Genomic DNA, 22,141 nt, shown 5'->3' on the forward strand with positions numbered 1-22,141 from the left:
AGGTTGTATGGATAACTTTCTTGCCACCACATTATCGGGTGACATCCCGCGTAAAATGTCAGGGGAGTCGGGCGGTATTCACTGGTTGTGGCACGAGCAAGGGATCCTTGAACTGGTGCCGCCGCACCCGACCGGACGCTCGCTGGTGCTCTCCTGCGCCATTCACGGCAATGAAACCGCGCCGGTGGAGATGCTGGACATTCTGCTGAAAAATCTGTTTTCCGGCACGCAGCCACTTAGCTGGCGGCTGTTGGTGATCCTTGGCAACCCGCAGGCGCTGAGGGAAGGAAAGCGTTTTCTGCATAGCGATTTGAACCGCATGTTTGGTGGACGCTGGCAGCAACTCCCGCCCAGCGATGAAACGGTGCGTGCCGCGCAGCTTGAACGCGCGGTCACCCACTTTTTTGCCGGTGGTGATGAGGAGCGTTGGCACCTCGATCTACATACGGCGATTCGCGGATCGCATCATGTGCGTTTCGGCGTGCTGCCGCAGCGCGCGCAGCCGTGGGATGAACTGTTTCTGGAGTGGCTGGGCTCGGCAGGGCTGGAAGCGCTGGTGTTCCATCAGGCGCCGGGCGGCACGTTTACCCACTTCACGTGCGCGCAATTTGAGGCGCTGGCCTGTACGCTGGAGCTGGGCAAAGCGCTGCCGTTTGGCGAGAACGATCTCAGCCAGTTTCAGCGTACTGCCTGGGCACTGGCAGCGTTGCTGGCCGGTGAACCAGCGCCGGACACGCAGAGCGCGCCGGTGCGTTACCGGGTTGTGCAGCAACTGACGCGGCACAGCGAGGCGTTCAAACTGTATATGTCGCCAGAAACGCTGAATTTTACGCCTTTCAGCGCCGGGACCCTGCTGGCGGAAGACCGTGGTGAACGCTACGTTGTGCAGCGTGATGAAGAGTATGTGCTATTTCCGAATCCTGGTGTCGCTGTGGGTTTGCGCGCCGGATTAATGCTAGAAAAAATAAACTAATATTTTAGCCCTGTTACCACAGGGCTTATTTTTTTAGCGCCTTTTGAATAAATTACGGAAAAATCCTGGTTGTTGGGTTTATTATTAATCAGCGTTACTTTATACTCTTCATAATTCCTTATTAATCAATGTATTGATTATTTAACTTTCAACTCTCCACGGTTTATCCTTATTTCCCTCACATTTGACGTAAAAAGAGTATTTACACTTTCATTGTTTTACTGTCGCTCTGATTAATTGACGATAAAGACGGTAAAGTAAATAGCGTCAACACGGCAATCGCCGTAAGTAAAACCGAAGTAAGGAATAATATTATGCGTAAATTGACTGCCCTGTTTGTTGCCTCTACCCTGGCTTTTGGTGCGGCTGGCCTGGCGCACGCCGACGATACAACGGCTGCACCTGCGGACGGCAAACCGATGATGCACCACAAGGGTAAAGGTCCGCACGATATGATGTTCAGAGACCTGAATCTGACCGATGCACAGAAACAGCAGATCCACGAAATTATGAAAAGCCAGCGCGATGAGATGAAACGTCCGCGGGCTGAAGAGATGCGTGCAATGCATGACATCATCACCAGCGACAGCTTCGACAAAGCGAAAGCGGAAGCACAGATCGCGAAAATGGAAGAACAGCATAAAGCTGGCATGCTGAAACACATGGAAACGCAGAACAAAATTTACAACATTCTGACGCCGGAACAGAAAAAGCAGTTCAATGCGAATTTTGAGAAGCGTCTGACAGAACGTCCGGCACCGGAAGGTAAAATGCCTCCTGCACCTGCTGAGTAATTCAGCACCCCCTATCAAGACCGCCGGTTTTGCCTATTGCATGCAGTACGTGATGGGCAGAACCGGCGGTTTTTCTTTTCTTCCCTCTTGCCAGCCGCCCGTGGCGCGGTATTCTCGTGAAGCCCCTCTTCTGGGGTGCGTTACTTATCTGAAATTTATATTTTTTTACATGTCTGGTTACGCTGTGGCCTAAGGCAAATTGTTGCTGCTGCCGATAATCCGACAACGACAATAAACAATAACAAGCTGCCTGTTGAAGCAGCGGCGCGGATCGCATGACCGCGCCTTTCAGGAGTGATGATGGAATACTTTGATATTCGCAAAATGCCGGTAAACCTCTGGCGTAATGGTGCGGGCGAAACCCGGGAGATTTGCTGTTTTCCGCCTGCCACCCGCGATTTTAACTGGCGCGCCAGTATTGCTTCGCTGGCAAGTAACGGCGAATTTCCGCAGTTCCCCGGCGTCGATCGTGTGATAACCCTGCTGGAAGGTGGCGAAGTGACGCTGGACGGCGGTAGCGTTTTCCGCCACACCCTGAAACACCATCAGCCCTTTACCTTTGCCGGTGAACAGTCGGTGAAAGTGGAACTGTCGGAAGGGAAAATGTCGATGAATTTCAACATTCTGACGCGCCGTGACCGCTGTCAGGCAAAGGTGCGCATTGCCGATCGCACGTTTACCACCTTCGGTGCGCGCGGTGGCGTGGTGTTTATTCTTAGCGGTGCCTGGCAACTGGGGGATAAACTGTTAACCGCCGATCAGGGCGCTTGCTGGCAGGAAGGGCGGCACACGCTGCGGCTGTTGAAGCCAGAAGGGAAGTTGCTGTTCAGTGAAATCAGTTGGCTGCCCGGGCATTAATTCAGATTGATGATTTCATGCTCGCCGCTGAGCAGCGGCTTGCAGAGTATTTTGTAACCATCATGGTCGAACCCGGCTGGCGTACGCAGCAACGCGGTGGCCTCGCTCAGGGTGTTAACCGAACCCAGCCACAACCAGTTGTGAATGATGTGGTATTGCGTCATCGCGCCGAAACGCTCTTTCAATCCGACCGGCCCTTGCCAGGGCCAGCACACCAGCTTCATGCGCGCCATCGCCGCCGTGAAACGAGCATCGTGCGCTTCACGCGGTTCTTTGCCGCAGCATGCACCGGCGCAGCGTTGCAGCGCAGAGCGAAAGCAGGGACGACCGCGCGTGACCGACTCCAGCCCCAGCAGACCGTAGCAGAGCTTTTCGTCATCGGCGATGGATTGCAGCGCCTGTAACGCGGCGCGGCGGTTGGCGAACAACCCGTGGAGCTCCGGCGTGGCGGAAAAATCCACCTCGCGCGCATAGACCACCTGCGGTTTCTCGCCGCCGAGCAGTAGCGAGCAGAGCTGGCGATTGCGGCGCAGACGTTTATTAAACAGCGGCTGCTGTTCTTTGATCAGCCGGGCTTCCAGCAGCAACGCGCCCAGCTCTCCGGCGGTGCAGATCCAGCTGATGCGCCGGGACTGGCGCAGCATCGAGGCTTCATCCGGGGTACGCATATGCGACAGCACCCGGCTGCGGATATTGACGCTTTTACCGATGTACAGCGGCATCGCCTCGCTTTCGCCATGAAAAATATAGACGCCAGGGTGCTTTGGCATGGCCTCCAGCCACTGGCGCAAATGTTCGGGGTATTCATAAATTGCCGCTGCGTCAAACTCGAGACGCGGGGCGGATTGACGCCTTGCCACTCAGAAACTCCTGATGCTGTTTATCCATCCAGTATAACAACTAACAGCAGGCTAAAAAAGTGGCAAACAGGTGATGATGTGGGCAGGTCGTGACAACTTCAGAGCGCGGGGGATGAACGCAGAAGGTGAGACGCTTATCAGGCCCGACGGGCAGGCCTGATAAGATCATGATGAATTTCAGGAATTATTTTTTCCAGAAGTCATCGAAAACGGTAATCGGCGGGCGGCGTTTGTGTTCGGTTTTCAGGTACCAGCCTTCGATGATTTTGGCGATACCGGCATCCAGCGTTTTGCCTTCCAGATAATCATCAATGTTTTCGTAGGTGACACCCAGTGCCGCTTCATCAGGCAGCGACGGGCGATCGTCTTCCAGATCCGCCGTTGGCGCTTTCTTATAAAGATGTTCCGGGCAGCCCAGATACGCCAGCAGTTGTTTCCCCTGACGTTTATTCAGACGGAAAATCGGGTTGATGTCGGTGCCGCCATCGCCATATTTGGTGAAGAAGCCGGTTACCGCTTCAGCGGCGTGATCGGTGCCGACCACTACGCCTTTGGTCATGCCAGCGATGCTGTACTGCGCTTTCATACGTTCACGGGCTTTCTCGTTGCCGCGAACAAAATCGCTCAGCTCGATGCCAGCATCGCGCAGCGCCTGTTCACTCGCCAGCACTGCGCCTTTGATGTTCACGGTCAATACGCGATCCGGCTGGATAAAGCCGATGGCATCCTGGCAATCTTGCTCGTCTGCCTGCGCGCCGTAAGGCAGACGTACCGCGATGAACTGATACGCTTCATCGCCGGTTTCCGCGCGCAGTTCGCTGATAGCCAGCTGGCCGATTTTGCCGGTCAACGTGGAATCCTGGCCGCCGCTGATGCCGAGCACCAGCGATTTAATAAAGGGAAACGTCTTCAGATAGGTTTTCAGAAAATCCACGCTGCGGCGAACTTCTTCTTCGGCGTTGATGCTCGGCTTCACGCCCAGCGCCTGAATAATCTCTTGTTGCAGAGTCATTTATCCCTCCGTTATGTAATCCTGCCTGGCAGGTTGCAAATAGTTAATATAGAGCCAAATTAACCCTTTGGCGGTAAAACGACAAGGATCACAGATTTGAGTGGCGCAATTTGCTGCGTTTTAGCAGCTTATGTCACTTTCATTAGATTTTTCCGAAAGATATGCCATCGGCAACCCATAGTTGAAAAATGCACTTTTATATTCCAGGCTTAGATAACACGCTGATACACAAGCGGATACTAAAGAGGATGGAATATGAATAAAAACATCGCAGGAATTCTGGGTGCCGCCGCTGTACTGACCATGCTGGCAGGGTGTACTGCCTATGATCGCGCCAAAGATCAGGTCAGTCAGCCGGTTGTAAAAGATGTGAAAAAAGGCATGAGCCGCCAGCAGGTGATGCAGGTTGCAGGTCGTCCTTCTTCTGAAGTCACCATGATTCACGCGCGCGGTACCTGCCAGACCTACATTCTGGGTCAACGTAACGGTAAAACCGAAACCTACTTTGTGGCACTTGATGAAACTGGCCACGTGATGAATTCCGGTTATCAAACGTGCGCCGAGTACGATACCGACCCGCAGACTAAGCAGTAATTTATTTTTTGCCTGAGCATTAAAAAGAACCGGCCTGATGGCCGGTTTTTTTGTCTTACGCCGGTATGCTGTCAATCTTGCCGATTCGCGACCACACCCGGTGCGCGGCAAGGTGGGTGAGGAAATCATCCACCAGCATCGATGAGGCCGAGTCCGCTTCCACAATACCGTCTTCCCCCTGCGCATCGACGCCCAGCAGCGCTTTGAACTGACGCGCATCGCCCAGCAGCGCAATGGTTTTCAGGTGCTTATACGCTTCCAGCAGGTAGTATTTCGCATCGCCATTTTGTAAAAGTTCGCTCACGTCGCCGCCGGGGACGATCACGCCGTCCACTGTCAGCGAGGGCGATCCGGCAAACGTTGCCGCCACTGGCAGGCTGGAGCCGTCATCAGCGGTCACTTCACCCATGCGGGCATACAGTAGTTTGCTGTGCACGCCTTTTGCCTGAAGCCCTTGCAGCACGTTCAGTACATCGGCAGCGCTGACGTTATCATGCAGCAGGACAGCCACTACCCGGCCTTTGACGCTGCCGTCCGGAACCGCATACAGGCTTAGCGCCGGATCTTTTTTCAGGCCGTTAACGTCCGGCGGCGGAGCGATATTGCGCTGTTCATCGCTGAGCGTAATCCCGAGATTTTCGGCAACGCCCTGCGCCAGATGAACGTCGATATGCACCAGTTGATCAACAACACGTTCGCGAATATAGGCGCGCGCCACTTTACTGAGCTCAAAGCTGAACGCATCGATGATATGGCGCTGCTCAAAAGGCGTCTGGCTAAGCCAGAAAAGTCGCGGATGGGCGTAATACTCGGCAAAAGAGGCGCTGCGCTCGCGGATTTTATGGCCTTCAACACGCTCCTGATACGTTTCAAAACCGCCGCGTTTCGGGCCCGGCGGCGTTTCTCGCGGCCAGTTATCGTTGATCGAGTTCGGTTCATAGTTGGCCGGATTGGTGTCAATATCCATGCGGTGCATGCCGTCACGCTGGAAATTGTGATACGGGCAGGTAGGGCGATTAATCGGGATTTCATGGAAGTTTGGCCCGCCGAGACGGCTGATTTGTGTATCGGTGTAGGAGAACAGACGCCCCTGCAAGAGTGGGTCGTTGGTGAAATCCAGCCCCGGAACAATATGCCCCGGATGAAACGCGGCCTGCTCGTTTTCGGTGAAGAAATTATCCGGGTTCCGGTTGAGCACCATCTTGCCCACACGTTGCACCGGCACCAGTTCTTCCGGGATCAGTTTGGTCGGATCCAGCAGGTCAAAATCAAATTTGAACTCATCTTCTTCCGGGATCAGTTGCAGCCCCAGTTCGTATTCCGGGTAATCGCCCGCTTCAATGGCTTCCCACAACTCACGGCGATGGAAGTCTGGATCGCGCCCGGTCAGTTTTTGCGCCTCATCCCACACCAGCGACGCCTTGCCCGCCAGGGGTTTCCAGTGGAAGCGCACAAAGGTCGCTTTTCCTTCGGCGTTAATCAGCCGGAAGGTATGAATGCCGAACCCTTCCATGGTGCGATAGCTGCGCGGAATGCCGCGATCCGACATCGCCCACATCACGTTGTGCAGAGTTTCCGGTTGCAAAGAGACGTAATCCCAGAAGGTATCATGGGCGCTTTGTCCCTGCGGGATTGCCCAGTGTGGTTCCGGTTTCACGGCATGAACAAAATCCGGGAATTTATGCGCATCCTGAATAAAAAAGATCGGCGTGTTGTTACCCACCAGATCAAAAATGCCCTCTTCGGTATAAAACTTGGTGGCAAAACCACGGATATCACGCACGGTATCTGCCGAACCGGCACCGCCTTGCACCGTGGAGAAGCGGACAAAAACCGGCGTGATTTTCTCCGGATCGGAGAGAAAATCGGCTTTAGTGATATCGCTCAGGCTGCGATAGGGCTGAAAATAGCCGTGCGCCGCTGAACCTCTCGCGTGCACGATACGTTCCGGAATGCGTTCATGGTCAAAATGGGTAATTTTCTCCCGCAGAATGAAATCTTCCAGCAGTGTGGGGCCACGGGTGCCGGCGCGCAGGGAGTTTTGATCGTCGGCGATGCGCACCCCTTGATTGGTGGTAAGTGGAAAATTCTCACTGCCCTTACGGAAGGGCTCAAGCGCGTTCAGTTTGTCGTTGGACGTATCCGGCGCTTTCAGGCTACCCGGCGCGGTTGGCTGTTCGCCTGGCGCAGTAGGCTTCGGGGAAGGGCGGTGAGAATTGTCTTCTGGCGCGAGGGAATCCAGCCCGGGGCGGGATTCGTTAGCATCATGTACCGGGGCATGTTGGGGGTCTTTTTTCTGTTGCGACATTGAACTCGTCTCCTGTTTTCATTGCTGAAAAATGGTCGTTGTTATGGCAAAAACCCTCTAACTATAGAACATTGTCCTGCGGCTGCCCGCCAGCCCGGCAGATAGCGGTTCGATGAAAAAGATGAGAAAAGTGCGCCAGAGGCGACGGGCGGGGTAACAATCGGCTATGATAGGTCTTTCATGTCTGTAGATTTTGTCTTTAGTGAATGCATCGCTTATGAAACCTCTTCGCCAACAAAACCGAGTCGTTGTTAGCTATGTTCCCCGGGTTGAACCCGCTCCGCCCGATCATGCCGAAAAAGTTGACGGGTTTCGCGATGTCTGGCTGCTGCGCGGTAAATATGTCGCTTTTGTGCTGATGGGTGAAAATTTTCACCGTTCACCGGTTTTTAGCGTCCCGGAAGCGGCCCAGCGCTGGGCGGAACAGATGCGCCAGCAGGACGAACTCGAGGAAGAGTAATTCCGACGCTACGGCTGGCGGAGCGCGGCGACAAGATAATCAGCAAACGCCCTGACTCTGGCTGAAAGATGCCGGTTTTGCGGGTAAAGAAGATAAAACGGACGCGAACGGCCAGCCATTTCCTGCATCACTTCTTCCAGCCGTCCTTCAGCCACAGCCTGTGCCGCCACAAAATGGTAGATCTGAAATAGTCCACCGCCCGCTATCGCCCAGCCCACACCCGCCAGCACATCTTCGTGGACCCTGCGCTGGCTGGTGAAACTGAAATCCTGGTTTTCGCCCTGCGCGTTGCGGAAAATCCACGCCACCGGGCGGCCCGTGCTGGGTAAAATAAACTGGATTAAATCGTGCTGGCGCAGGGCATCCAGCGTCTGTGGGCGCGCACGGTTTGCCAGATACGCTGGCGATGCAAAGACACCGACGCTGGCATCCTCCAGCTTGCGCGCCACAACGCGGGAGTCTTTCGGTTCTCCCATCCGAATGGCCAGGTCGTAGCCGTCATCAATAAAATCTATATTGCGATTCGAAATGTTAAGTTCGACCTCGATATCCGGGTATGCCGCCATAAAAGCCGGTAGCAACGGTACGATGCGGTGATGCCCGTAAACCGTTCCGACGCTGACCCGCAGCACGCCTTGTGGGCGGCGCTGTTGTCCGGTTAGCGCACGTTCTGCTTCGGCTATCTGATCCAGCGCCTGCTGGCACTGAGCTCGGTACAATTCGCCATCGCTGGTCAATTTTACGCTGCGGGTTGTGCGATTAAACAACCTGACGCCAAGCCGTGTTTCCAGCCGACCAATCGTCCGGCTAACCGAGGCTGGCGTGATCCCCAGCGCTTCTGCCGCCGCAGTGAAACTGCCGCTCTCTGCTGCCTTGCAGAAAAGCTCAATACTGCCCAGTTGTACTGACTCGAATGATCGTGACATTTGTTCTCTTATGTAATCAATAAAGTTCTTTCAGGTTAATTTATTTACAGGAAGTGAACCAGTACATTTCTCGCACTGTTAACCGATTGGGAACCAACAATGAAAAAACTGCTACCGGGTTTGCTTGCTGTTATTGCGCTGGCAACCAGCGTGACCACTTATGCCGCATCGAAAGGCAATGTACTGGTGCTACTCTCCAGCGAGACCGCGCTGCCGTTGCAAGAGGGGAAAAGTTATGCCTCCGGCTTTTACCTTAATGAGTTTGGTGTGCCTGCCGATGCGTTGATCAAGGCCGGCTATTCACTGACGATTGTCACCCCCAAAGGCAATAAGCCGCTGCCGGATGAGCACTCGATCGACCCGATGTATTTCGCTAATAACCCGCTAGAGATGCAGCGCATTAAGAAGGTCGTGGACAAACTGACTGCCGAAGGCAACGTTAAGTCGCTTAACCAGGTTCTGGCGCAGGGAACAGAGGGTTATGCGGGGATTTTTATTCCTGGCGGGCACGCCCCATTGATCGATCTGCCGGGGAATGCGGATGTTGGTGCGCTACTGCGTCAATTCCACCGCAGCGGTAAACCGACGGCGGCTATCTGTCATGGGCCGATTGCGCTGCTGGCGGCGCAGGAGCAGCCACAGACGTTTGAGCAGGGGCTGATTGCGGGCGCGTCAGCGACGGCGAAAAACTGGATTTATGCGGGCTATAAGATGACGATTTTCTCCGATGCCGAAGAGCAGGCCTTTGAAACGTCGTTGAACGGCGAGAAGTTGCGTTACTACCCGGCGCAGGCGATGGCGCAAGCGGGAGGCAAGATGGCATTTGCCAACGCCTGGCAGGCCAATGTTGTGACGGACCGGGAGCTGATTACCGGGCAAAACCCTTTCTCTGATCATGCGCTGGCAAAAACGTTGATTGCTGCGCTGGATAGCAAAAAGCGATGAGATATAAAAAAGGCGGGGAGATTCCCCGCCTTGTCGTCTTTGGCTTAACGATGCGCCAGTTCGGCGTCGTCTTCGCTCTCCAGAACGGCTTTGTCGGTTTGCTTCAGCCACTGGCTGGTCAGCGTCCCGGCGGTCATGGAGCCGCTCACGTTCAGTGCGGTACGACCCATATCAATCAGCGGCTCAACGGAGATCAGTAGCGCAACCAGCGTGACCGGCAGGCCCATGGCTGGCAGCACAATCAGCGCGGCAAACGTTGCGCCGCCGCCGACACCCGCGACACCGGCGGAGCTGACGGTAACAATCCCGACCAGCGTGGCAATCCACACCGGATCCAGCGGGTTAATGCCGACGGTGGGTGCCACCATGACGGCCAGCATTGCCGGATAGAGGCCCGCACAACCATTCTGACCAATCGTTGCGCCGAAAGAGGCCGAGAAGCTGGCGATCGATTCCGGTACGCCCAGACGGCGGGTTTGCGCTTCCACGTTCAGCGGGATTGATGCGGCGCTGGAACGGCTGGTGAAGGCAAAGGTCAGCACCGGCCACACTTTGCGGAAGAATTTCAGCGGACTGACGCCGTTAATGCCCAGCAGCAGGCCGTGCACGACAAACATAATGCCGAGGCCGAGATAGGAGGCGATAACAAAGCTGCCCAGTTTGATGATGTCCTGAATGTTGGAGCCCGCCACGACTTTGGTCATCAGCGCCAGTACGCCATACGGCGTAAGCTGCATCACCAGACGTACCAGTTTCATCACCCAGCTTTGCAGCGTATCGATAGCTGTCAGCACACGCTGGCCTTTCGGTGCGTCATCTTTCAGCAATTTCAGTGCGGCGACGCCGAGGAAAGCAGCAAAAATCACGATGCTGATGATTGAGGTCGGGTTCGCGCCGGTCAGATCGGCAAACGGGTTTTTCGGCACGAAAGAGAGCAGCAGTTGCGGTACGGTCAGGTCGGCCACTTTACCGACATAATTGCTCTGGATGGCATTCAGACGCGCCGTTTCCGCTGTTCCCTGTACCAGACCTTCGGCGGTCAGGCCAAACAGATTAGTCACCAGCACCCCGACCAGCGCGGCAATCAGCGTAGTAAACAGCAGCGTGCCGATGGTTAAGAAGCTGATTTTACCCAACTGGGAGGCGTTATGCAGGCGCGCGACGGCGCTTAAAATGGAGGCGAATACCAGCGGCATCACGATCATTTGCAGCAGTTGTACATAGCCGTTTCCAACCACGTTAAACCACTGGATAGAGGTTTTCAGTACCGGGCTGTCAGCACCATAGATAGCCTGTAGCGCCAGGCCGAAGACCACACCAAGCCCTAAGCCGACCAGCACTTTTTTGGCCAGGCTCCACTGTTTGTGGCGCGCCTGCGCCAGCAAAAACAGCAATGCCACGAACACAACGACGTTCGCGATTAATGGAAGATTCATCCCCGTTCTCCTGATTTCATTATTCGGTCAACCTTGCCGGTTAATCCAGTGGCGCAAGGTTAGCAGAAGTGCCGGGGTGGCCTTATATCCAAATGGAATGTTTTATGCCAAATGCAGTGGAATTGCTGGTTTAATGGCCGGATTGTGGATGAATAAAGCGATTAAACTGATTTTGCAGCGAGTTTATCATCTGTGATGACCAGCGAATTGCACCGTTTTCGGGCAACGATTGCGGCATCCACACCGCCCAGGTAAACAGCGCCATACACAATACGCGCTCCAGCTGATTGCCTTTTTGCGGTGCGAGGATCGGCAGGCGAAAGCGCCAGCGACAAGGCCATAGCAGCGGCACACCCGCGGGCGTCAGCATATCTGCAAGAATATGGCTCAAATAGCCCACTACCATTCCCTGCAATGCATCCGCAGGGACAATCCAGCTTTCCGGGATTTTGAGCGTAAACAGCGCGAGCGAGAGAAAAACCGCCAGCAGGCTGTGCGTAAAGCCCCGATGGCCGAAGGCTCGCGCCACCGGTTTTGATATCCACTTCAGACGCTGGCCGAGGAAGGATTTCGGGTGATCGATGTCCGGTAACAGGCAGGTCAGAATGGCCGACGGAACAATATGCCACCAGTCACCCTGAGCAAGGACGGGGGTTAATTCGGCATTTTTGGCAAACACCGCGCAGGCAATGGAAAAAAGCAGGTGTCCTTCCGCCGTCATGATCAAACTCACTAAACTGTCGATGCATACAGTATAGGATGTTTATACAGTAGGCGGAAGAGGTGACGTTGTAACTCTTTGTCACAATCCTGTCAGATTAACGCGCCAGCCAGCCACCATCGACGGCGAGGGTGAAGCCATTGATGTAATCGGATGCCTGTGAAGCGAGAAACACCGCTGCGCCTTTCAAATCTTCGGGCTCGCCCCAGCGCCCGGCGGGAATGCGATCGAGGATCTCCTGGCTGCGTTCGGCGTCTTCCCGCAATTGTTGGGTGTTATTGGTCGCCATATAGCCTGGCGCGATAGCATTGACGTTAATTTTGTGCGGTGCCCACTCATTGGCCAGCAGACGGGTCAGCCCCATCACACCGCTTTTCGACGCGGTATAAGAGGGCACGCGGATGCCGCCCTGGAAAGAGAGCATTGAGGCAATATTAATAATTTTGCCGCCGTTGCCCTGCACGATAAATTGCCGGGCTACGGCCTGCGACAGAAAGAAGACCGTCTTCAGATTCAGGTTCATGACGTCATCCCAGTCCTGTTCGCTGAAATCGAGTGCGTCGCAGCGTCGAATGGCGCCAGCGTTATTCACCAGAATATCCACCCGGCCCAGCTGGTTCACCGTCTGATTAACAATGTCATCAAGCCCGTGCTGGTGGCGCAGATCCGCCTGCACAGAAACAAAACGACGCCCGAGAGCCTGAACGCGTTCGGCCGTGTCGTGTGGAATTTTTCGGCCCACGCCGACAATATCGCAGCCCGCCTCTGCAAGCCCTAACGTCATTCCCTGACCCAGACCGGTATCGCACCCGGTAACAATGGCCACTCTACCTGCAAGCTTAAAGGCATCCAGTATCATGTTCTCTCCGGCGTAATCATTATTGTTGTGACAGGGCGTCAGCGCCTGAGGATCAGAATAGAAGGTGGGTAAGGAAAATACAAATAAAATGAAATGATGTTTCAAAAATAAAATCAAGGGGCAGCAAAAGCGGCTGCCCCGGTGGAATTAGCCGATAAGATGGACATGCGTGAGCTGTTCGAGGCTGGTGAGCTTAACGTTCGCCAGCACATAACGAGGATCGGCGCGGTGTTCTTCATCCGGTACCACAATAGAGCGCATCCGCGCGGCTTTGCTGGCGATCATGCCATTGACGGAATCTTCCAGCGCCACGCAGGTCAGCGGATCAACGCCCAGTTTGGCGGCACAATCCAGATACACCTGCGGGTGCGGTTTGCTGTAGGGGAGTTTTTCTGCCGAGGCCAGCGCATCGAAGCTGTCGCGCAGTTCAAACATCGCCAGCACTTTTTCCAGCATATGCAGCGGCGACGCGGAGGCCAGCCCGACCAACAGGCCGTTGGCCTTACACAGCGCGATGGCATCATGCACGCCAGGCAGCAGCGGGCGTTTCTCTTCAACCAGCGAAATTGCGCGCTGAATAATGCGTTCGGTCACTTCTTTGCGATCCGGGCCGTTCCACGGTTGCTGCGCGTACCAGAGTTCCACCACCATATCGATGCGCAGGCCGAGCGTGTCGGGCAATTCATGACGCCGGTTAATGTCCACGCCCAGGCTTGCCACAACCTCCAGTTCGGCGCGATCCCAGAGTGGCTCGGAGTCGATAAGCAATCCATCCATATCAAAAATGGCAGCAAGAATTTGACGCGGAGCTGTCATAAAACCTCTCTTTTTTATGGCATGTCGCCGGGGAATTAACGGTAAGTATGGTTAAACGTTCATCATACCGACTTTAAAGATCAGGCGAAAATGATTATCAGCAGGTAGACTAAGGCGGAAACAGTGCGTCACTTACAAGGGGAATCCATGACGTATCAACAAGCTGGACGCATCGCTATTCTGAAACGCGTTCTGGGTTGGGTGATTTTTATTCCGACCGTAATTTCGACAGTCATTTCTGTACTGAAATTTATGTATGACCACAGTGAAAAACAGCCAGGTATTAACGCCGTAATGCTGGATTTTGCGCATGTAATGATTGAGATGATGCGTTTTAATACGCCTTTTCTTAATCTCTTCTGGTACAACTCGCCGACGCCCGACTTCCACCAGAGCCTGAACATTGTGTTCTGGCTTATCTATGTGCTGATTTTTGTTGGTCTGGCGTTGCAGGCCTCCGGGGCGCGCATGAGCCGCCAGGCGCGTTTTCTGCGTGAAGGGGTGGAAAACCAGATGATCCTTGAACAAGCCAAAGGGCCGGAAGGGTTGTCTCGCGAGCAGATCGAAGCGCGCATTGTCGTACCGCACCACACCATTCTGCTGCAAATTTTCCCACTGTATGTGCTACCGGTGATTGTGATTATCGCGGGCTACTTCTTCTTTTCACTGCTGGGCTTTCTGTAAGCAGTAACAGGCCCGAAAGCAATAACGCTGCCGGGCCTGTCTGTTCTACGCAGCCAGTACGCGATCGAGCGCTTTTTGCGCGTTCAGCAGATGTTCACCGCCAAAAAGAATGGCCCGGTTGAAGAGTGTATAAAGCTGGTAGATAGGCTGACGTTCGGGGAAATCGAGGGGCAACGGCGAGACTGACTGGTAACCGTCGTAAATCTGCGGCGGCTGGTCCGGATGCAGCGGCAGCATCGCCAGATCGCACTCACGATCGCCCCAGTAACAGGCCGGATCGTAAATATAAGGACCGTCTGGCCCGAGCGCGCAGTTATCGGACCACAGATCGCCATGCAGTAAGGACGGTTGCGGCTGGTGGGAGCTCAGGCGCTGCTGGACATGCTCGACAATGGCATCGATATTGCCGAACTCCATACCTTTTTCCGCCGCCAGCTCCAGTTGCCAGCCAATACGCTGTTCGGCAAAAAACGTTGACCAGCGCCGTTGCCAGGCATTGGGCTGCGGCGTGGTGGAAAGATCGTTATCAAAATCGAGGCCAAACTGTGGTTGCTCGCTCCACTGGTGGAGGCGCGCCAGTTGTTGACCGAGCAAAAACGCGTTGTGCGCATCCAGCGGGCGGGCAGGGAGATACTCCATGACCAGAAAGCTGTAGTCGCGATCGCTGCCCACCGCCCACACCGTCGGCACTTTTACCGTATTGCTGCGCGCCAACAGCGCGAGCTGATCGGCTTCGGCGGTAAAAATAGTCAGCAGTTCACGTTCATCGCATTTTACGAACAGATCGCGACCCGCGTAACGGACATGCCATGCAGCATGGATTTCGCCGCCTGGCAGCTCATCCCGCTGCTCAATCTCGCCACTTCCCAGTTGTTCGCGTAACAGACCACTTATCGCTTGCCACATGATGTCTCTCCCATGTAATCAGCCAGATCATAAGGTTAGCGCACTAAAGCTGTGAAAAAATACGACGTAACGCACACCTGCGGGACAGGTGATACGCCATGGCACTTAATGCTCTTTTTGCTGCCACACCTCCCAGGTGCTGATGGTGATGTCAGCCTCTTCAGCCACCGCAGCGGCGGCTAATCCACGGGCGAGTTCAAGCACTTCCTGTTCACTGAGCGCACTGATGAGCCCAAAGGTGTTGGTGCCCAGATCGTGAACATTGCCATCTTCATCGGTCATCGTGAGCAGAAAACCTGCACGTGTAAAGTGGTTATTCAGTTCGTTGATTTCGGCCAGGCTTTGCTCATGAAATTTCACCACTACCACGTAGCGCGTGATGCCGTCGCTGCTCATATTTCACCTCGTTGTAATCCTGAAGGTTTTTTTAGCATAGTCGTCAGGCGCTATTTGTCGATTCTCAGGCATTACGCAAATAGTCGTAGATCTTTTGCGTGTCGGCCAGCGCGCACAGGCGAGTACCATGATTAATCGTGGCGGCGCTCCCGGCGGCAACACCGTAACGAACCATATCGTCCAGCGACGCGTCGTGCGCCAGTTTTAGCGTCATCGCACCCACCATACTGTCGCCAGCGCCTACCGTACTCTGGCTTTTCATCGGCGGCGGCACGACCTGCACACACTGATTCTCATCGACGGCCAGCGCACCCTGAGGGCCCAGCGATACAACAACGCGCAGCGCTTTACCGCTATCAACAATCTCCTGCGCCGCTTTGCGCACATCATCCGGCTGGGTCAACTCCCGGCCCACCAACGCGCTTAGCTCTTTCTGATTCGGTTTGACCAGTTCAATGTTGCCAATAGCCAGCGCAGCGCTAAGGGCTTCGCCGGAACTGTCAACGATGCAGCGCAGCCCATGCTGCTGTGCGGTTTTAATGAGTTGCGTCAGTTTCCCGACGGTAATGCCTGGCGGCAGACTGCCGCTCACCACCAGTAACGCGCCTGGCTCAATGGTGAGCACTTTCTCTTCGAGCTGGCGAAACTCATCTTCACTGAGGCTGGCGCCCGGCATGACAAAGCGGTACTGCTCGCCGCTGGATTCAACGTGAACATGCAGGTTCTGCCGCGTCCAGTCTTTGGCATCGACACTGATGCTTGGTACGTTTTCATCTGCTAATAGCGCAGTCAGGTGTTCGCCGGTTGCGCCACCGGCCGGAAAAATCGCTGTGGCGTTACCACCAAGATGGGTAATGGCCCTTGCGACATTAATGCCGCCGCCGCCGGGCTCAAAAACAGGTGAAGTGCAGCGCAGTTTCCCTTCTGGATAAATCTGCGGCGTTAATGTTGCGCTGTCCAGTGAAGGTGCCAGCGTCAAAGTATAAATCGCGACCATGATGACCTCCTTTTTCTTCGGTTGCAGTAAGCCTGGCACTGAATCCAGCGCAGGGAAAGGAAATAACAGCCTGATTTAAATATGGTATCGATTGAACTGGTTTCGAGGATTAATAACCATTTTGTTGTTTTTGAGATCTCTCTTATTCAAAAATTCCAATAAGATTTCATTGATATGTTTAAGCGGCCTTTTTATAATTTGTTACCTTTCTTTGGAACGTTTGTCGTTGATCCTGATGAAAGTTTCCGGGACCGTGATGGTCTCTTTTTTATGCTGTTCGGACTCTAAAAAAATGAAGCTTTTGAAGACAGTACCCGCGTTTGCACTGATCGCGGGCGTATTTGTGGCAATGAATGCTGTCGCAGATGATACCGTTTTTACTGTCATGGATGACCCATCCACCGCGAAACACCCGTTTGAAGGTAGCGTAAACGGCGGCTACCTGGCGCAGTCCGGCAACACAAAGAGCTCCTCTTTGACTGCCGATTCCACCCTGACCTGGTACGGCAGTACCACAGCCTGGTCTTTGTGGGGCAACGCCAGCAATACCTCATCGAACGATGTTCGTTCGTCTGAGAAATACGCCGTTGGCGGCCGTGGCCGTTATAACCTGACGGATTATGACTATATTTTCAGCCAGGCCAGTTGGTTGACCGATCGCTATAACGGTTATCAGGATCGCGATGTACTTACCGCCGGTTATGGTCGTCAGTTCCTGAATGGCCCGGTTCATAGCCTGCGCTTTGAATTCGGTCCTGGTGTACGTTACGACAAGTACACTGATGACAACACCAAAACCACTGGGCTGGGTTATGCGTCCGGTACATATACCTGGCAAATGACCGACAACACCAAATTCACGCAGGGTGTGTCTGTGTTTGGCGCTGACGATACTACGGTGAACTCAGAAACAGCCCTGGAAGTGGCTATCAATGCCCATTTCGCGTTGAAATTAGGTTATTACCTGACCTGGAACTCTCAACCGCCTTCAACTGCGCCGGATCATACCGATCGCAGAACGACGGTAACGTTAGGTTATAAAATGTAATACGCCGGGCCGGAAATTCCGGCCCACTGTTTTTGTTTATTTGTGCTATTTCCCCGCGCTTTATATTTAATTTTATTTAAGTGAATTTCTCTCTCCATATTGTCTTCATAATTAATTACCTGGACACATATTCAGTTTATTTGACACGAATGGATAAATAAATTGACTGGGCAAAAGTGTGATCCAGATCTACACTAACATTACGGGCAGAAAAACGGCCCAGCAAATAATGTTCGTATTACAGAAAGAGAACTCAATGATGAAAACAATCAAAACTGCCGCAGCTGCCGTGGTGCTTTCTGCACTCTCTTTTGGCGTCTTCGCGGCTCAGCCTGCCACTTCAGCCAGCCAGAGCAACTCGAATATCACTAACATCGAAGCGGGCTCCAATATGGTGCCAGTTGCACAATCTACTCACGGAAGCAACGATCAGGCGTTTGATGCACATACGCTGGTTGCCGGTGAATGGAATTAAGTAGATTCTTAGTTAATTCATTAACTTTGAAAAACCGGAGAGTGTAGTACCGGTTTTTGTATTTATCCTCTAATGTAAAGTTAGTGCTCTGTATTGTATTAAACATTGACGAAAACTGACGGTGATATTTAAAAAGCCGCAGTTGTTAAATAGGTTGCCTGTTTAACTCCGCAATAAAGATAAAATATTTTCTGCCGACTGGTTTGCCACTTTAAGTACAGCATCCTGCCCTTGTTGTAATATTTGTGCTTTCACCATCTTGCTGGTCTCCAGTGCGTAATCCGCGTCTTCGATACGGCTTTTTGCCGCCTGTGTAGCCACATTTTGTTGCGCCAGCACTGATTTAGACGATTCAAAGCGATTGATAAACGCGCCGTATTGAGAGCGATAGCGACTGACTTTCTCCAGCGCACTATCGAGTGTCCCCATCGCATCGCCTGCGGTCGCCATCGAACGAAGATCGGTGTTCAGTAACCCCAGCGATTTCAGGTCGGCTGGCGTGGTCGGCATCGTGACGGCGCCAACCTCTTCACCAAAATTCGCACTGGTGAGTACCTCCCAGGGCAAACTTTGCTTTGGCGGTTCGGCGGGAGTGATTTTTGGCACGGGCAGGGTGCCCCAGTTCAGGTTACTGGTAAAAGAGCCGCTACCGACGATCATCACCACCAAATCTTCCGTAACATTATCTATTTTGATACGTTCCAGCCGGTTGGAACCATTACTGCCGTCGTTGTAGGCGTTGCCGGATTCGTAGCGATCGCCATCACCGCTGTAGCGGATGGTCATGCCGTCGTAATTAAGCGTTGCGCTGCCATCCAGCACCCAACTGGCACCTCCTTCTATCAATAATGAATCATCATAGGTTGCACCCGCCTCAAAGCCGTTGGCCTCGGTCAGTACGCGGCTGGTCGCTTTTGCCGCGTCGGTAATACCGCGACTTTTCCATGTGTAATCCGGATCGGTACCGGTGATCGGCGTACCGGCAAGGTGCTTGCCATCGCGTGTGAAGAGCTGAATGTCATCGTCAAGCCCCAATGAATCAATGGTGAGGGTGATATCCTTCGCCCCTGCGGGAATATACGCCAGTGAGACAATTCCCGAGCTGAATGTGTAATTCGTTCCCGCGACGGGAAATTTCGTGTCCAGCGGCGGAACATTACCGATTAACTCTGGCGGCAGATCCGGGGCGTCGGTGGCCAGCGGGTAGCGACCAAAAATCTCTGTGTTTTCTGAAATGTACTGAATATTGTCAAGAATTTCTTGATATTCAGCATGCAAACTTTCCCGGTCACTTACCGACAACGTACTGTTACCGGACTGGATGGCCAGGCTTTTCGCGCGGATCAACAATTCACCAACGGTACTCAGGCTGCTTTCGGCGGTTTGCGCCATACTCATGGCATCGTCAAGCCCGCGTGAAATCACGGTATCCGAATTAACATTGGCGCGCATGCGGTTAACAATCGACTGGCCTGCCACGTCGTCTTTCGCACCGTTGATGCGCAATCCAGACGATAATCGCGCAATAGATTCCTGTAATGCTGATGTCGTTTTCTGGCGGGTGGACAGATTGAGACCGACCATTTCATTGTAATTAATCGTCTGCATCACTGAGCTAATTCATTCGCGTTTCTAATGAATCATTCATCGGCAGTGAAGGCAGGTAACTTTAAGGTAAATTTATCAGTCGGCTTAATATGCATGCATCCGATTGAAAGTGAAGGAAGTTATCTGCAGGGGGTTACAAAGAGGGGGTTTATCCCTATCCTGATGCCGATTAAGCCAGGCAAAAACCACAACAACCGGAGGAGCGATGGGGAATTCCAAAGATGAGGCATTATACGAGGAGATGTGCCGGGTGGTAGGGAAGGTGGTGCTTGAGATGCGCGATCTGGGGCAGGAGCCAAAGCATATCGTCATTGCTGGCGTGGTCAGAACGATGCTGGCAAATAAGCGAGTCACGCGTACTGCATTAACGCAGGAAGCAATGGAAACAGTGATCCGCGCGCTGGGGTATCAATCCTGATAAACAATGAAGAAAGGCACGCTTGCGCGTGCCTTTTGTGAGTGCGAGTTTGTCCTGCAAAGCAGCCTGGCGCCGTCAGCGCCGCTTTTTATGACGACCCGGTAAACTTCTTGCTGACTTTATGCTGCGGTGTTTATAAAAAGAAAAAATAATGATCGCAAGGAGCGCGATAATGATAACGGGATAAACGATTGCCATGCTTTATCATTGAGTTAGATGTTAATGGGAAGCCAACTAGACTGCCAGTGGTACTGCTGTGTCAAGATGGCCACTAAAAATCAGATTAAACGCATGCTATACGATTAATTTTGAAACATTTTTTCACAATAACAATCATCACTGCCAATTATGAATATCCTGTTTTCAGGCGTGCAGAGCTTCCACGCTGGAGTGAATAAAGAGCACACACTTGCTGTTATATCCCGGAAATTCCATTTTGTACGTTTTTTTCTGCGGCATGCGGAAATCGTGGTGAACGGTTACCGCTGGTGTGATAGGTATCGGGAGCTAATTTGCTGAATTGTCAGTTGCTGTGAACTGACAATTCAGGAGGAAAATGCTTTAACTCAATCGGGCGGGATCAATTTCCGCCATGATTAAACTGGCAATATCCTGCTGTTGATGCACCTTTCCACATTTGATGATGATCTGCCTTGCGTTTTCATATCCCGGCGCCCAAAGCTGATTGTTGAGCCGTACATCTTTGTAGATAGCAACGAGCGGTTTCTGCCAGGCTGCCGCCATATGCACTATCGAGGTATCGGGCGAGATAATCAGATCGGCTTGCGCAATAAGAGCCATTGCATGATGCAGGGTTTTAAAGGGATTTATGACGACTCTGTCGGGGAGTGGCAGGCGGATCTCTTTGTGGTGATCGAGCAGAATAATATTGACCGCAGGATAAGCGATTTGTAACTGTTCAATAATTGCCGCGAGCTGCGCCTGGGATAAGCAACGATCCTCATTACCGGCAAAGATATTAATGATAATATTACGGCCTTCGATGGCTGTCAGGAATTGTTGCGTCTCAGCGTAAATATCCTGCGGGATATGCAGGTCATAAGTTTCCAGTTGTTTTTTATCTAACTGCATGCAGTCAGCGATGCAGGAAAAGGTTTTGCTGACATGCCAGTTTGCACAATCAAAATCAAAGGACTTCGTATAATGGTTAATAGAGGGCCATTTATTAAATCCTAACACCGCCTTGGCATTTATTTGTTTCAATAACAACAACCGATGCACAGGGATATCAAAAAGGGAGGGGTCGATAACAATATCGTATTTATTCTTGGCTAACTCAGTAATCACAGAACGGGGGACATTATGGGTGAATTTTTTGAGGTAGCAGGCAGAAGTGACATCCTCTGCTTCGTAGATGTGGCGAATACGGGGGTTATAGCGCATTACCTGGCTGTTTGATTTCGTCAGCAGAAAATCAACGATATATCCTGATTCGTGCAGACATTTAACCAATGCGGAATCGACGACGACATCGCCAATTGCCCCTTCGTTGCGCATCAACAGAACTTTTCTCGCGGAGATTAAATTCAGTTCGCTTCGGGCTGGACTGTCCCATAGCATTTTCGCGATATAGACGCGTAACAGAGTACGAATTTTTTTTATAAAGTAATTGCGGCGTCTATTGAGTGCTCTTATTTTTTTAAATTTGCCGACAGGCATTTCTATCGCTGTGTGTTGCATCATGATTACTCTTTTCCTTATTCACAATAAACACTCCCGTCATTTGTTCTAAAATGAGAGCGCAAGACGGTAAAAATGATTCAGTCAGGTTTTTTATTTATTCCAGTAAAACAATGGATATTCTTTCGCTTGATTTCATCATGTGAAATTGAGGACATGATGGATGAAATGTGAATTCGTTATATTTTTTGCGATAGCGCATATAAAACGGCTGAGTGGTATAATTTCCCGTATTACGTGAACGTCATTGAAGGTGAATTTATTGTTGTTATCGCGCCATGATGGCGTGGCTGGCATGAGACCTGCGATGTACGCCAGGAATATGATTCTGTTCACGCTTTTATGT

At 52.6% G+C, this 22,141-nt stretch carries 23 protein-coding genes; 10 read left to right on the plus strand and 13 right to left on the minus strand.

Annotation, left to right across the window (positions count from 1 at the left end; all coding sequences use genetic code 11):
* Positions 1-7 precede the first annotated feature (7 nt).
* The 3 genes from astE to ves all read left to right on the plus strand — a co-directional run bounded on the left by astE (position 8) and on the right by ves (position 2,625).
* Entirely contained in the window at positions 8-973 is a 966-nt protein-coding gene (gene astE, locus C0557_RS09665) for a succinylglutamate desuccinylase (protein WP_208658289.1), read from the plus strand.
* A 314-nt stretch (positions 974-1,287) separates the two neighbouring features.
* Positions 1,288-1,767, plus strand: a complete 480-nt coding sequence (spy, locus tag C0557_RS09670; protein ID WP_208658290.1) for an ATP-independent periplasmic protein-refolding chaperone Spy — start codon at positions 1,288-1,290, stop codon at positions 1,765-1,767.
* Positions 1,768-2,067: 300 nt separating this feature from the next.
* Complete coding sequence (gene ves / locus C0557_RS09675; RefSeq protein ID WP_208662876.1) at positions 2,068-2,625, plus strand: environmental stress-induced protein Ves; 558 nt, start codon at positions 2,068-2,070, stop codon at positions 2,623-2,625.
* Here ves and cho read toward each other — a convergent pair.
* Positions 2,622-3,485 carry an excinuclease Cho gene (gene cho / locus C0557_RS09680; protein WP_208658291.1) on the minus strand — a complete coding sequence of 288 codons (864 nt, stop codon included), beginning with the start codon at positions 3,483-3,485 and terminating at the stop codon, positions 2,622-2,624. The genes ves and cho overlap by 4 nt on opposite strands.
* 184 nt (positions 3,486-3,669) lie before the next feature.
* Positions 3,670-4,497, minus strand: coding sequence for an ammonia-dependent NAD(+) synthetase (gene nadE / locus C0557_RS09685; RefSeq protein ID WP_074780409.1), 828 nt, complete (start codon positions 4,495-4,497; stop codon positions 3,670-3,672).
* 255 nt (positions 4,498-4,752) lie between these two features.
* Between nadE and osmE the strand changes: the two genes are divergently transcribed.
* Complete coding sequence (gene osmE / locus C0557_RS09690; RefSeq protein ID WP_074780411.1) at positions 4,753-5,091, plus strand: osmotically-inducible lipoprotein OsmE; 339 nt, start codon at positions 4,753-4,755, stop codon at positions 5,089-5,091.
* A gap of 55 nt (positions 5,092-5,146) precedes the next feature.
* Here the strand turns inward: osmE and katE are convergent, their stop codons facing one another.
* Positions 5,147-7,399, minus strand: a complete 2,253-nt coding sequence (gene katE / locus C0557_RS09695) for a catalase HPII (protein ID WP_208658292.1) — start codon at positions 7,397-7,399, stop codon at positions 5,147-5,149.
* 202 nt (positions 7,400-7,601) lie between these two features.
* Here katE and cedA point away from each other — a divergent pair, with 202 nt between their 5' ends.
* Positions 7,602-7,859 carry a cell division activator CedA gene (gene cedA / locus C0557_RS09700; protein WP_217273284.1) on the plus strand — a complete coding sequence of 86 codons (258 nt, stop codon included), beginning with the start codon at positions 7,602-7,604 and terminating at the stop codon, positions 7,857-7,859.
* A gap of 8 nt (positions 7,860-7,867) precedes the next feature.
* Here cedA and C0557_RS09705 read toward each other — a convergent pair whose 3' ends face one another.
* Positions 7,868-8,785, minus strand: coding sequence for a LysR family transcriptional regulator (locus C0557_RS09705; protein ID WP_208658294.1), 918 nt, complete (start codon positions 8,783-8,785; stop codon positions 7,868-7,870).
* A gap of 99 nt (positions 8,786-8,884) precedes the next feature.
* On the opposite strand from C0557_RS09705, the gene C0557_RS09710 reads away from it, so the two are divergent.
* Positions 8,885-9,730, plus strand: coding sequence for a type 1 glutamine amidotransferase domain-containing protein (locus C0557_RS09710; RefSeq protein WP_208658295.1), 846 nt, complete (start codon positions 8,885-8,887; stop codon positions 9,728-9,730).
* A 44-nt stretch (positions 9,731-9,774) separates the two neighbouring features.
* Here the strand turns inward: C0557_RS09710 and C0557_RS09715 are convergent, their stop codons facing one another.
* From C0557_RS09715 to hxpB, 4 genes are all read right to left on the minus strand, one after another.
* Positions 9,775-11,166 carry an L-cystine transporter gene (locus C0557_RS09715; protein WP_208658296.1) on the minus strand — a complete coding sequence of 464 codons (1,392 nt, stop codon included), beginning with the start codon at positions 11,164-11,166 and terminating at the stop codon, positions 9,775-9,777.
* 130 nt (positions 11,167-11,296) lie between these two features.
* The gene (locus tag C0557_RS09720) at positions 11,297-11,887 is read right to left on the minus strand and encodes a metal-dependent hydrolase (protein ID WP_208658297.1); all 591 of its coding nucleotides are present in this window, start codon (positions 11,885-11,887) and stop codon (positions 11,297-11,299) included.
* 97 nt (positions 11,888-11,984) lie between these two features.
* The gene (gene kduD / locus C0557_RS09725; RefSeq protein ID WP_208658298.1) at positions 11,985-12,746 is read right to left on the minus strand and encodes a 2-dehydro-3-deoxy-D-gluconate 5-dehydrogenase KduD; all 762 of its coding nucleotides are present in this window, start codon (positions 12,744-12,746) and stop codon (positions 11,985-11,987) included.
* Between the two features lie 147 nt (positions 12,747-12,893).
* Positions 12,894-13,562 (minus strand): hexitol phosphatase HxpB, encoded by a 669-nt coding sequence (gene hxpB / locus C0557_RS09730; protein WP_208658299.1) that lies wholly within the window; start codon positions 13,560-13,562, stop codon positions 12,894-12,896.
* A 147-nt stretch (positions 13,563-13,709) separates the two neighbouring features.
* On the opposite strand from hxpB, the gene C0557_RS09735 reads away from it, so the two are divergent.
* A complete protein-coding gene (locus tag C0557_RS09735) occupies positions 13,710-14,246 on the plus strand; it encodes a YniB family protein (protein WP_208658300.1) in 537 nt (178 codons plus the stop codon).
* A gap of 45 nt (positions 14,247-14,291) precedes the next feature.
* Here C0557_RS09735 and C0557_RS09740 read toward each other — a convergent pair whose 3' ends face one another.
* From C0557_RS09740 to pfkB, 3 genes are all read right to left on the minus strand, one after another.
* Positions 14,292-15,152, minus strand: coding sequence for a fructosamine kinase family protein (locus C0557_RS09740; protein ID WP_208658301.1), 861 nt, complete (start codon positions 15,150-15,152; stop codon positions 14,292-14,294).
* 105 nt (positions 15,153-15,257) lie between these two features.
* Positions 15,258-15,548, minus strand: a complete 291-nt coding sequence (gene ghoS / locus C0557_RS09745) for a type V toxin-antitoxin system endoribonuclease antitoxin GhoS (protein WP_208658302.1) — start codon at positions 15,546-15,548, stop codon at positions 15,258-15,260.
* Between the two features lie 64 nt (positions 15,549-15,612).
* A complete protein-coding gene (pfkB, locus tag C0557_RS09750) occupies positions 15,613-16,545 on the minus strand; it encodes a 6-phosphofructokinase II (RefSeq protein WP_208658303.1) in 933 nt (310 codons plus the stop codon).
* A gap of 292 nt (positions 16,546-16,837) precedes the next feature.
* On the opposite strand from pfkB, the gene C0557_RS09755 reads away from it, so the two are divergent.
* Together C0557_RS09755 and C0557_RS09760 are read left to right on the plus strand one after the other, a co-directional pair.
* On the plus strand, positions 16,838-17,593 hold the full coding sequence (locus tag C0557_RS09755; protein ID WP_208658304.1) for a YdiY family protein: 756 nt from the start codon (positions 16,838-16,840) through the stop codon (positions 17,591-17,593).
* A 259-nt stretch (positions 17,594-17,852) separates the two neighbouring features.
* On the plus strand, positions 17,853-18,068 hold the full coding sequence (locus C0557_RS09760; protein WP_208662878.1) for a hypothetical protein: 216 nt from the start codon (positions 17,853-17,855) through the stop codon (positions 18,066-18,068).
* Between the two features lie 162 nt (positions 18,069-18,230).
* Here the strand turns inward: C0557_RS09760 and C0557_RS09765 are convergent, their stop codons facing one another.
* Positions 18,231-19,676 carry a flagellin gene (locus C0557_RS09765; protein ID WP_208658305.1) on the minus strand — a complete coding sequence of 482 codons (1,446 nt, stop codon included), beginning with the start codon at positions 19,674-19,676 and terminating at the stop codon, positions 18,231-18,233.
* Positions 19,677-19,881: 205 nt separating this feature from the next.
* Between C0557_RS09765 and fumD the strand changes: the two genes are divergently transcribed.
* Positions 19,882-20,094 carry a fumarate hydratase FumD gene (gene fumD / locus C0557_RS09770; protein WP_208658306.1) on the plus strand — a complete coding sequence of 71 codons (213 nt, stop codon included), beginning with the start codon at positions 19,882-19,884 and terminating at the stop codon, positions 20,092-20,094.
* 561 nt (positions 20,095-20,655) lie between these two features.
* Here the strand turns inward: fumD and C0557_RS09775 are convergent.
* The gene (locus tag C0557_RS09775; protein WP_208658307.1) at positions 20,656-21,798 is read right to left on the minus strand and encodes a glycosyltransferase family 9 protein; all 1,143 of its coding nucleotides are present in this window, start codon (positions 21,796-21,798) and stop codon (positions 20,656-20,658) included.
* Positions 21,799-22,141 lie beyond the last annotated feature (343 nt).

It is taken from the genome of Kosakonia sp. MUSA4, from assembly GCF_013085925.1.
Classification (GTDB): domain Bacteria; phylum Pseudomonadota; class Gammaproteobacteria; order Enterobacterales; family Enterobacteriaceae; genus Kosakonia; species Kosakonia sacchari_B.

Bases quoted from the DNA above. Each gene is read 5' to 3' on its own strand.
- C0557_RS09760 (WP_208662878.1), top strand. From the start codon at position 17,853: ATGAAAACAATCAAAACTGCCGCAGCTGCCGTGGTGCTTTCTGCACTC.
- C0557_RS09735 (WP_208658300.1), top strand. From the start codon at position 13,710: ATGACGTATCAACAAGCTGGACGCATCGCTATTCTGAAACGCGTTCTG.
- hxpB (WP_208658299.1), bottom strand. From the start codon at position 13,562: ATGACAGCTCCGCGTCAAATTCTTGCTGCCATTTTTGATATGGATGGA.
- pfkB (WP_208658303.1), bottom strand. From the start codon at position 16,545: ATGGTCGCGATTTATACTTTGACGCTGGCACCTTCACTGGACAGCGCA.
- osmE (WP_074780411.1), top strand. From the start codon at position 4,753: ATGAATAAAAACATCGCAGGAATTCTGGGTGCCGCCGCTGTACTGACC.
- C0557_RS09705 (WP_208658294.1), bottom strand. From the start codon at position 8,785: ATGTCACGATCATTCGAGTCAGTACAACTGGGCAGTATTGAGCTTTTC.
- katE (WP_208658292.1), bottom strand. From the start codon at position 7,399: ATGTCGCAACAGAAAAAAGACCCCCAACATGCCCCGGTACATGATGCT.
- fumD (WP_208658306.1), top strand. From the start codon at position 19,882: ATGGGGAATTCCAAAGATGAGGCATTATACGAGGAGATGTGCCGGGTG.
- C0557_RS09765 (WP_208658305.1), bottom strand. From the start codon at position 19,676: ATGCAGACGATTAATTACAATGAAATGGTCGGTCTCAATCTGTCCACC.
- C0557_RS09775 (WP_208658307.1), bottom strand. From the start codon at position 21,798: ATGATGCAACACACAGCGATAGAAATGCCTGTCGGCAAATTTAAAAAA.
- C0557_RS09715 (WP_208658296.1), bottom strand. From the start codon at position 11,166: ATGAATCTTCCATTAATCGCGAACGTCGTTGTGTTCGTGGCATTGCTG.
- C0557_RS09755 (WP_208658304.1), top strand. From the start codon at position 16,838: ATGAAGCTTTTGAAGACAGTACCCGCGTTTGCACTGATCGCGGGCGTA.
- C0557_RS09710 (WP_208658295.1), top strand. From the start codon at position 8,885: ATGAAAAAACTGCTACCGGGTTTGCTTGCTGTTATTGCGCTGGCAACC.
- C0557_RS09720 (WP_208658297.1), bottom strand. From the start codon at position 11,887: ATGACGGCGGAAGGACACCTGCTTTTTTCCATTGCCTGCGCGGTGTTT.
- astE (WP_208658289.1), top strand. From the start codon at position 8: ATGGATAACTTTCTTGCCACCACATTATCGGGTGACATCCCGCGTAAA.
- nadE (WP_074780409.1), bottom strand. From the start codon at position 4,497: ATGACTCTGCAACAAGAGATTATTCAGGCGCTGGGCGTGAAGCCGAGC.
- kduD (WP_208658298.1), bottom strand. From the start codon at position 12,746: ATGATACTGGATGCCTTTAAGCTTGCAGGTAGAGTGGCCATTGTTACC.
- ghoS (WP_208658302.1), bottom strand. From the start codon at position 15,548: ATGAGCAGCGACGGCATCACGCGCTACGTGGTAGTGGTGAAATTTCAT.
- ves (WP_208662876.1), top strand. From the start codon at position 2,068: ATGGAATACTTTGATATTCGCAAAATGCCGGTAAACCTCTGGCGTAAT.
- spy (WP_208658290.1), top strand. From the start codon at position 1,288: ATGCGTAAATTGACTGCCCTGTTTGTTGCCTCTACCCTGGCTTTTGGT.
- C0557_RS09740 (WP_208658301.1), bottom strand. From the start codon at position 15,152: ATGTGGCAAGCGATAAGTGGTCTGTTACGCGAACAACTGGGAAGTGGC.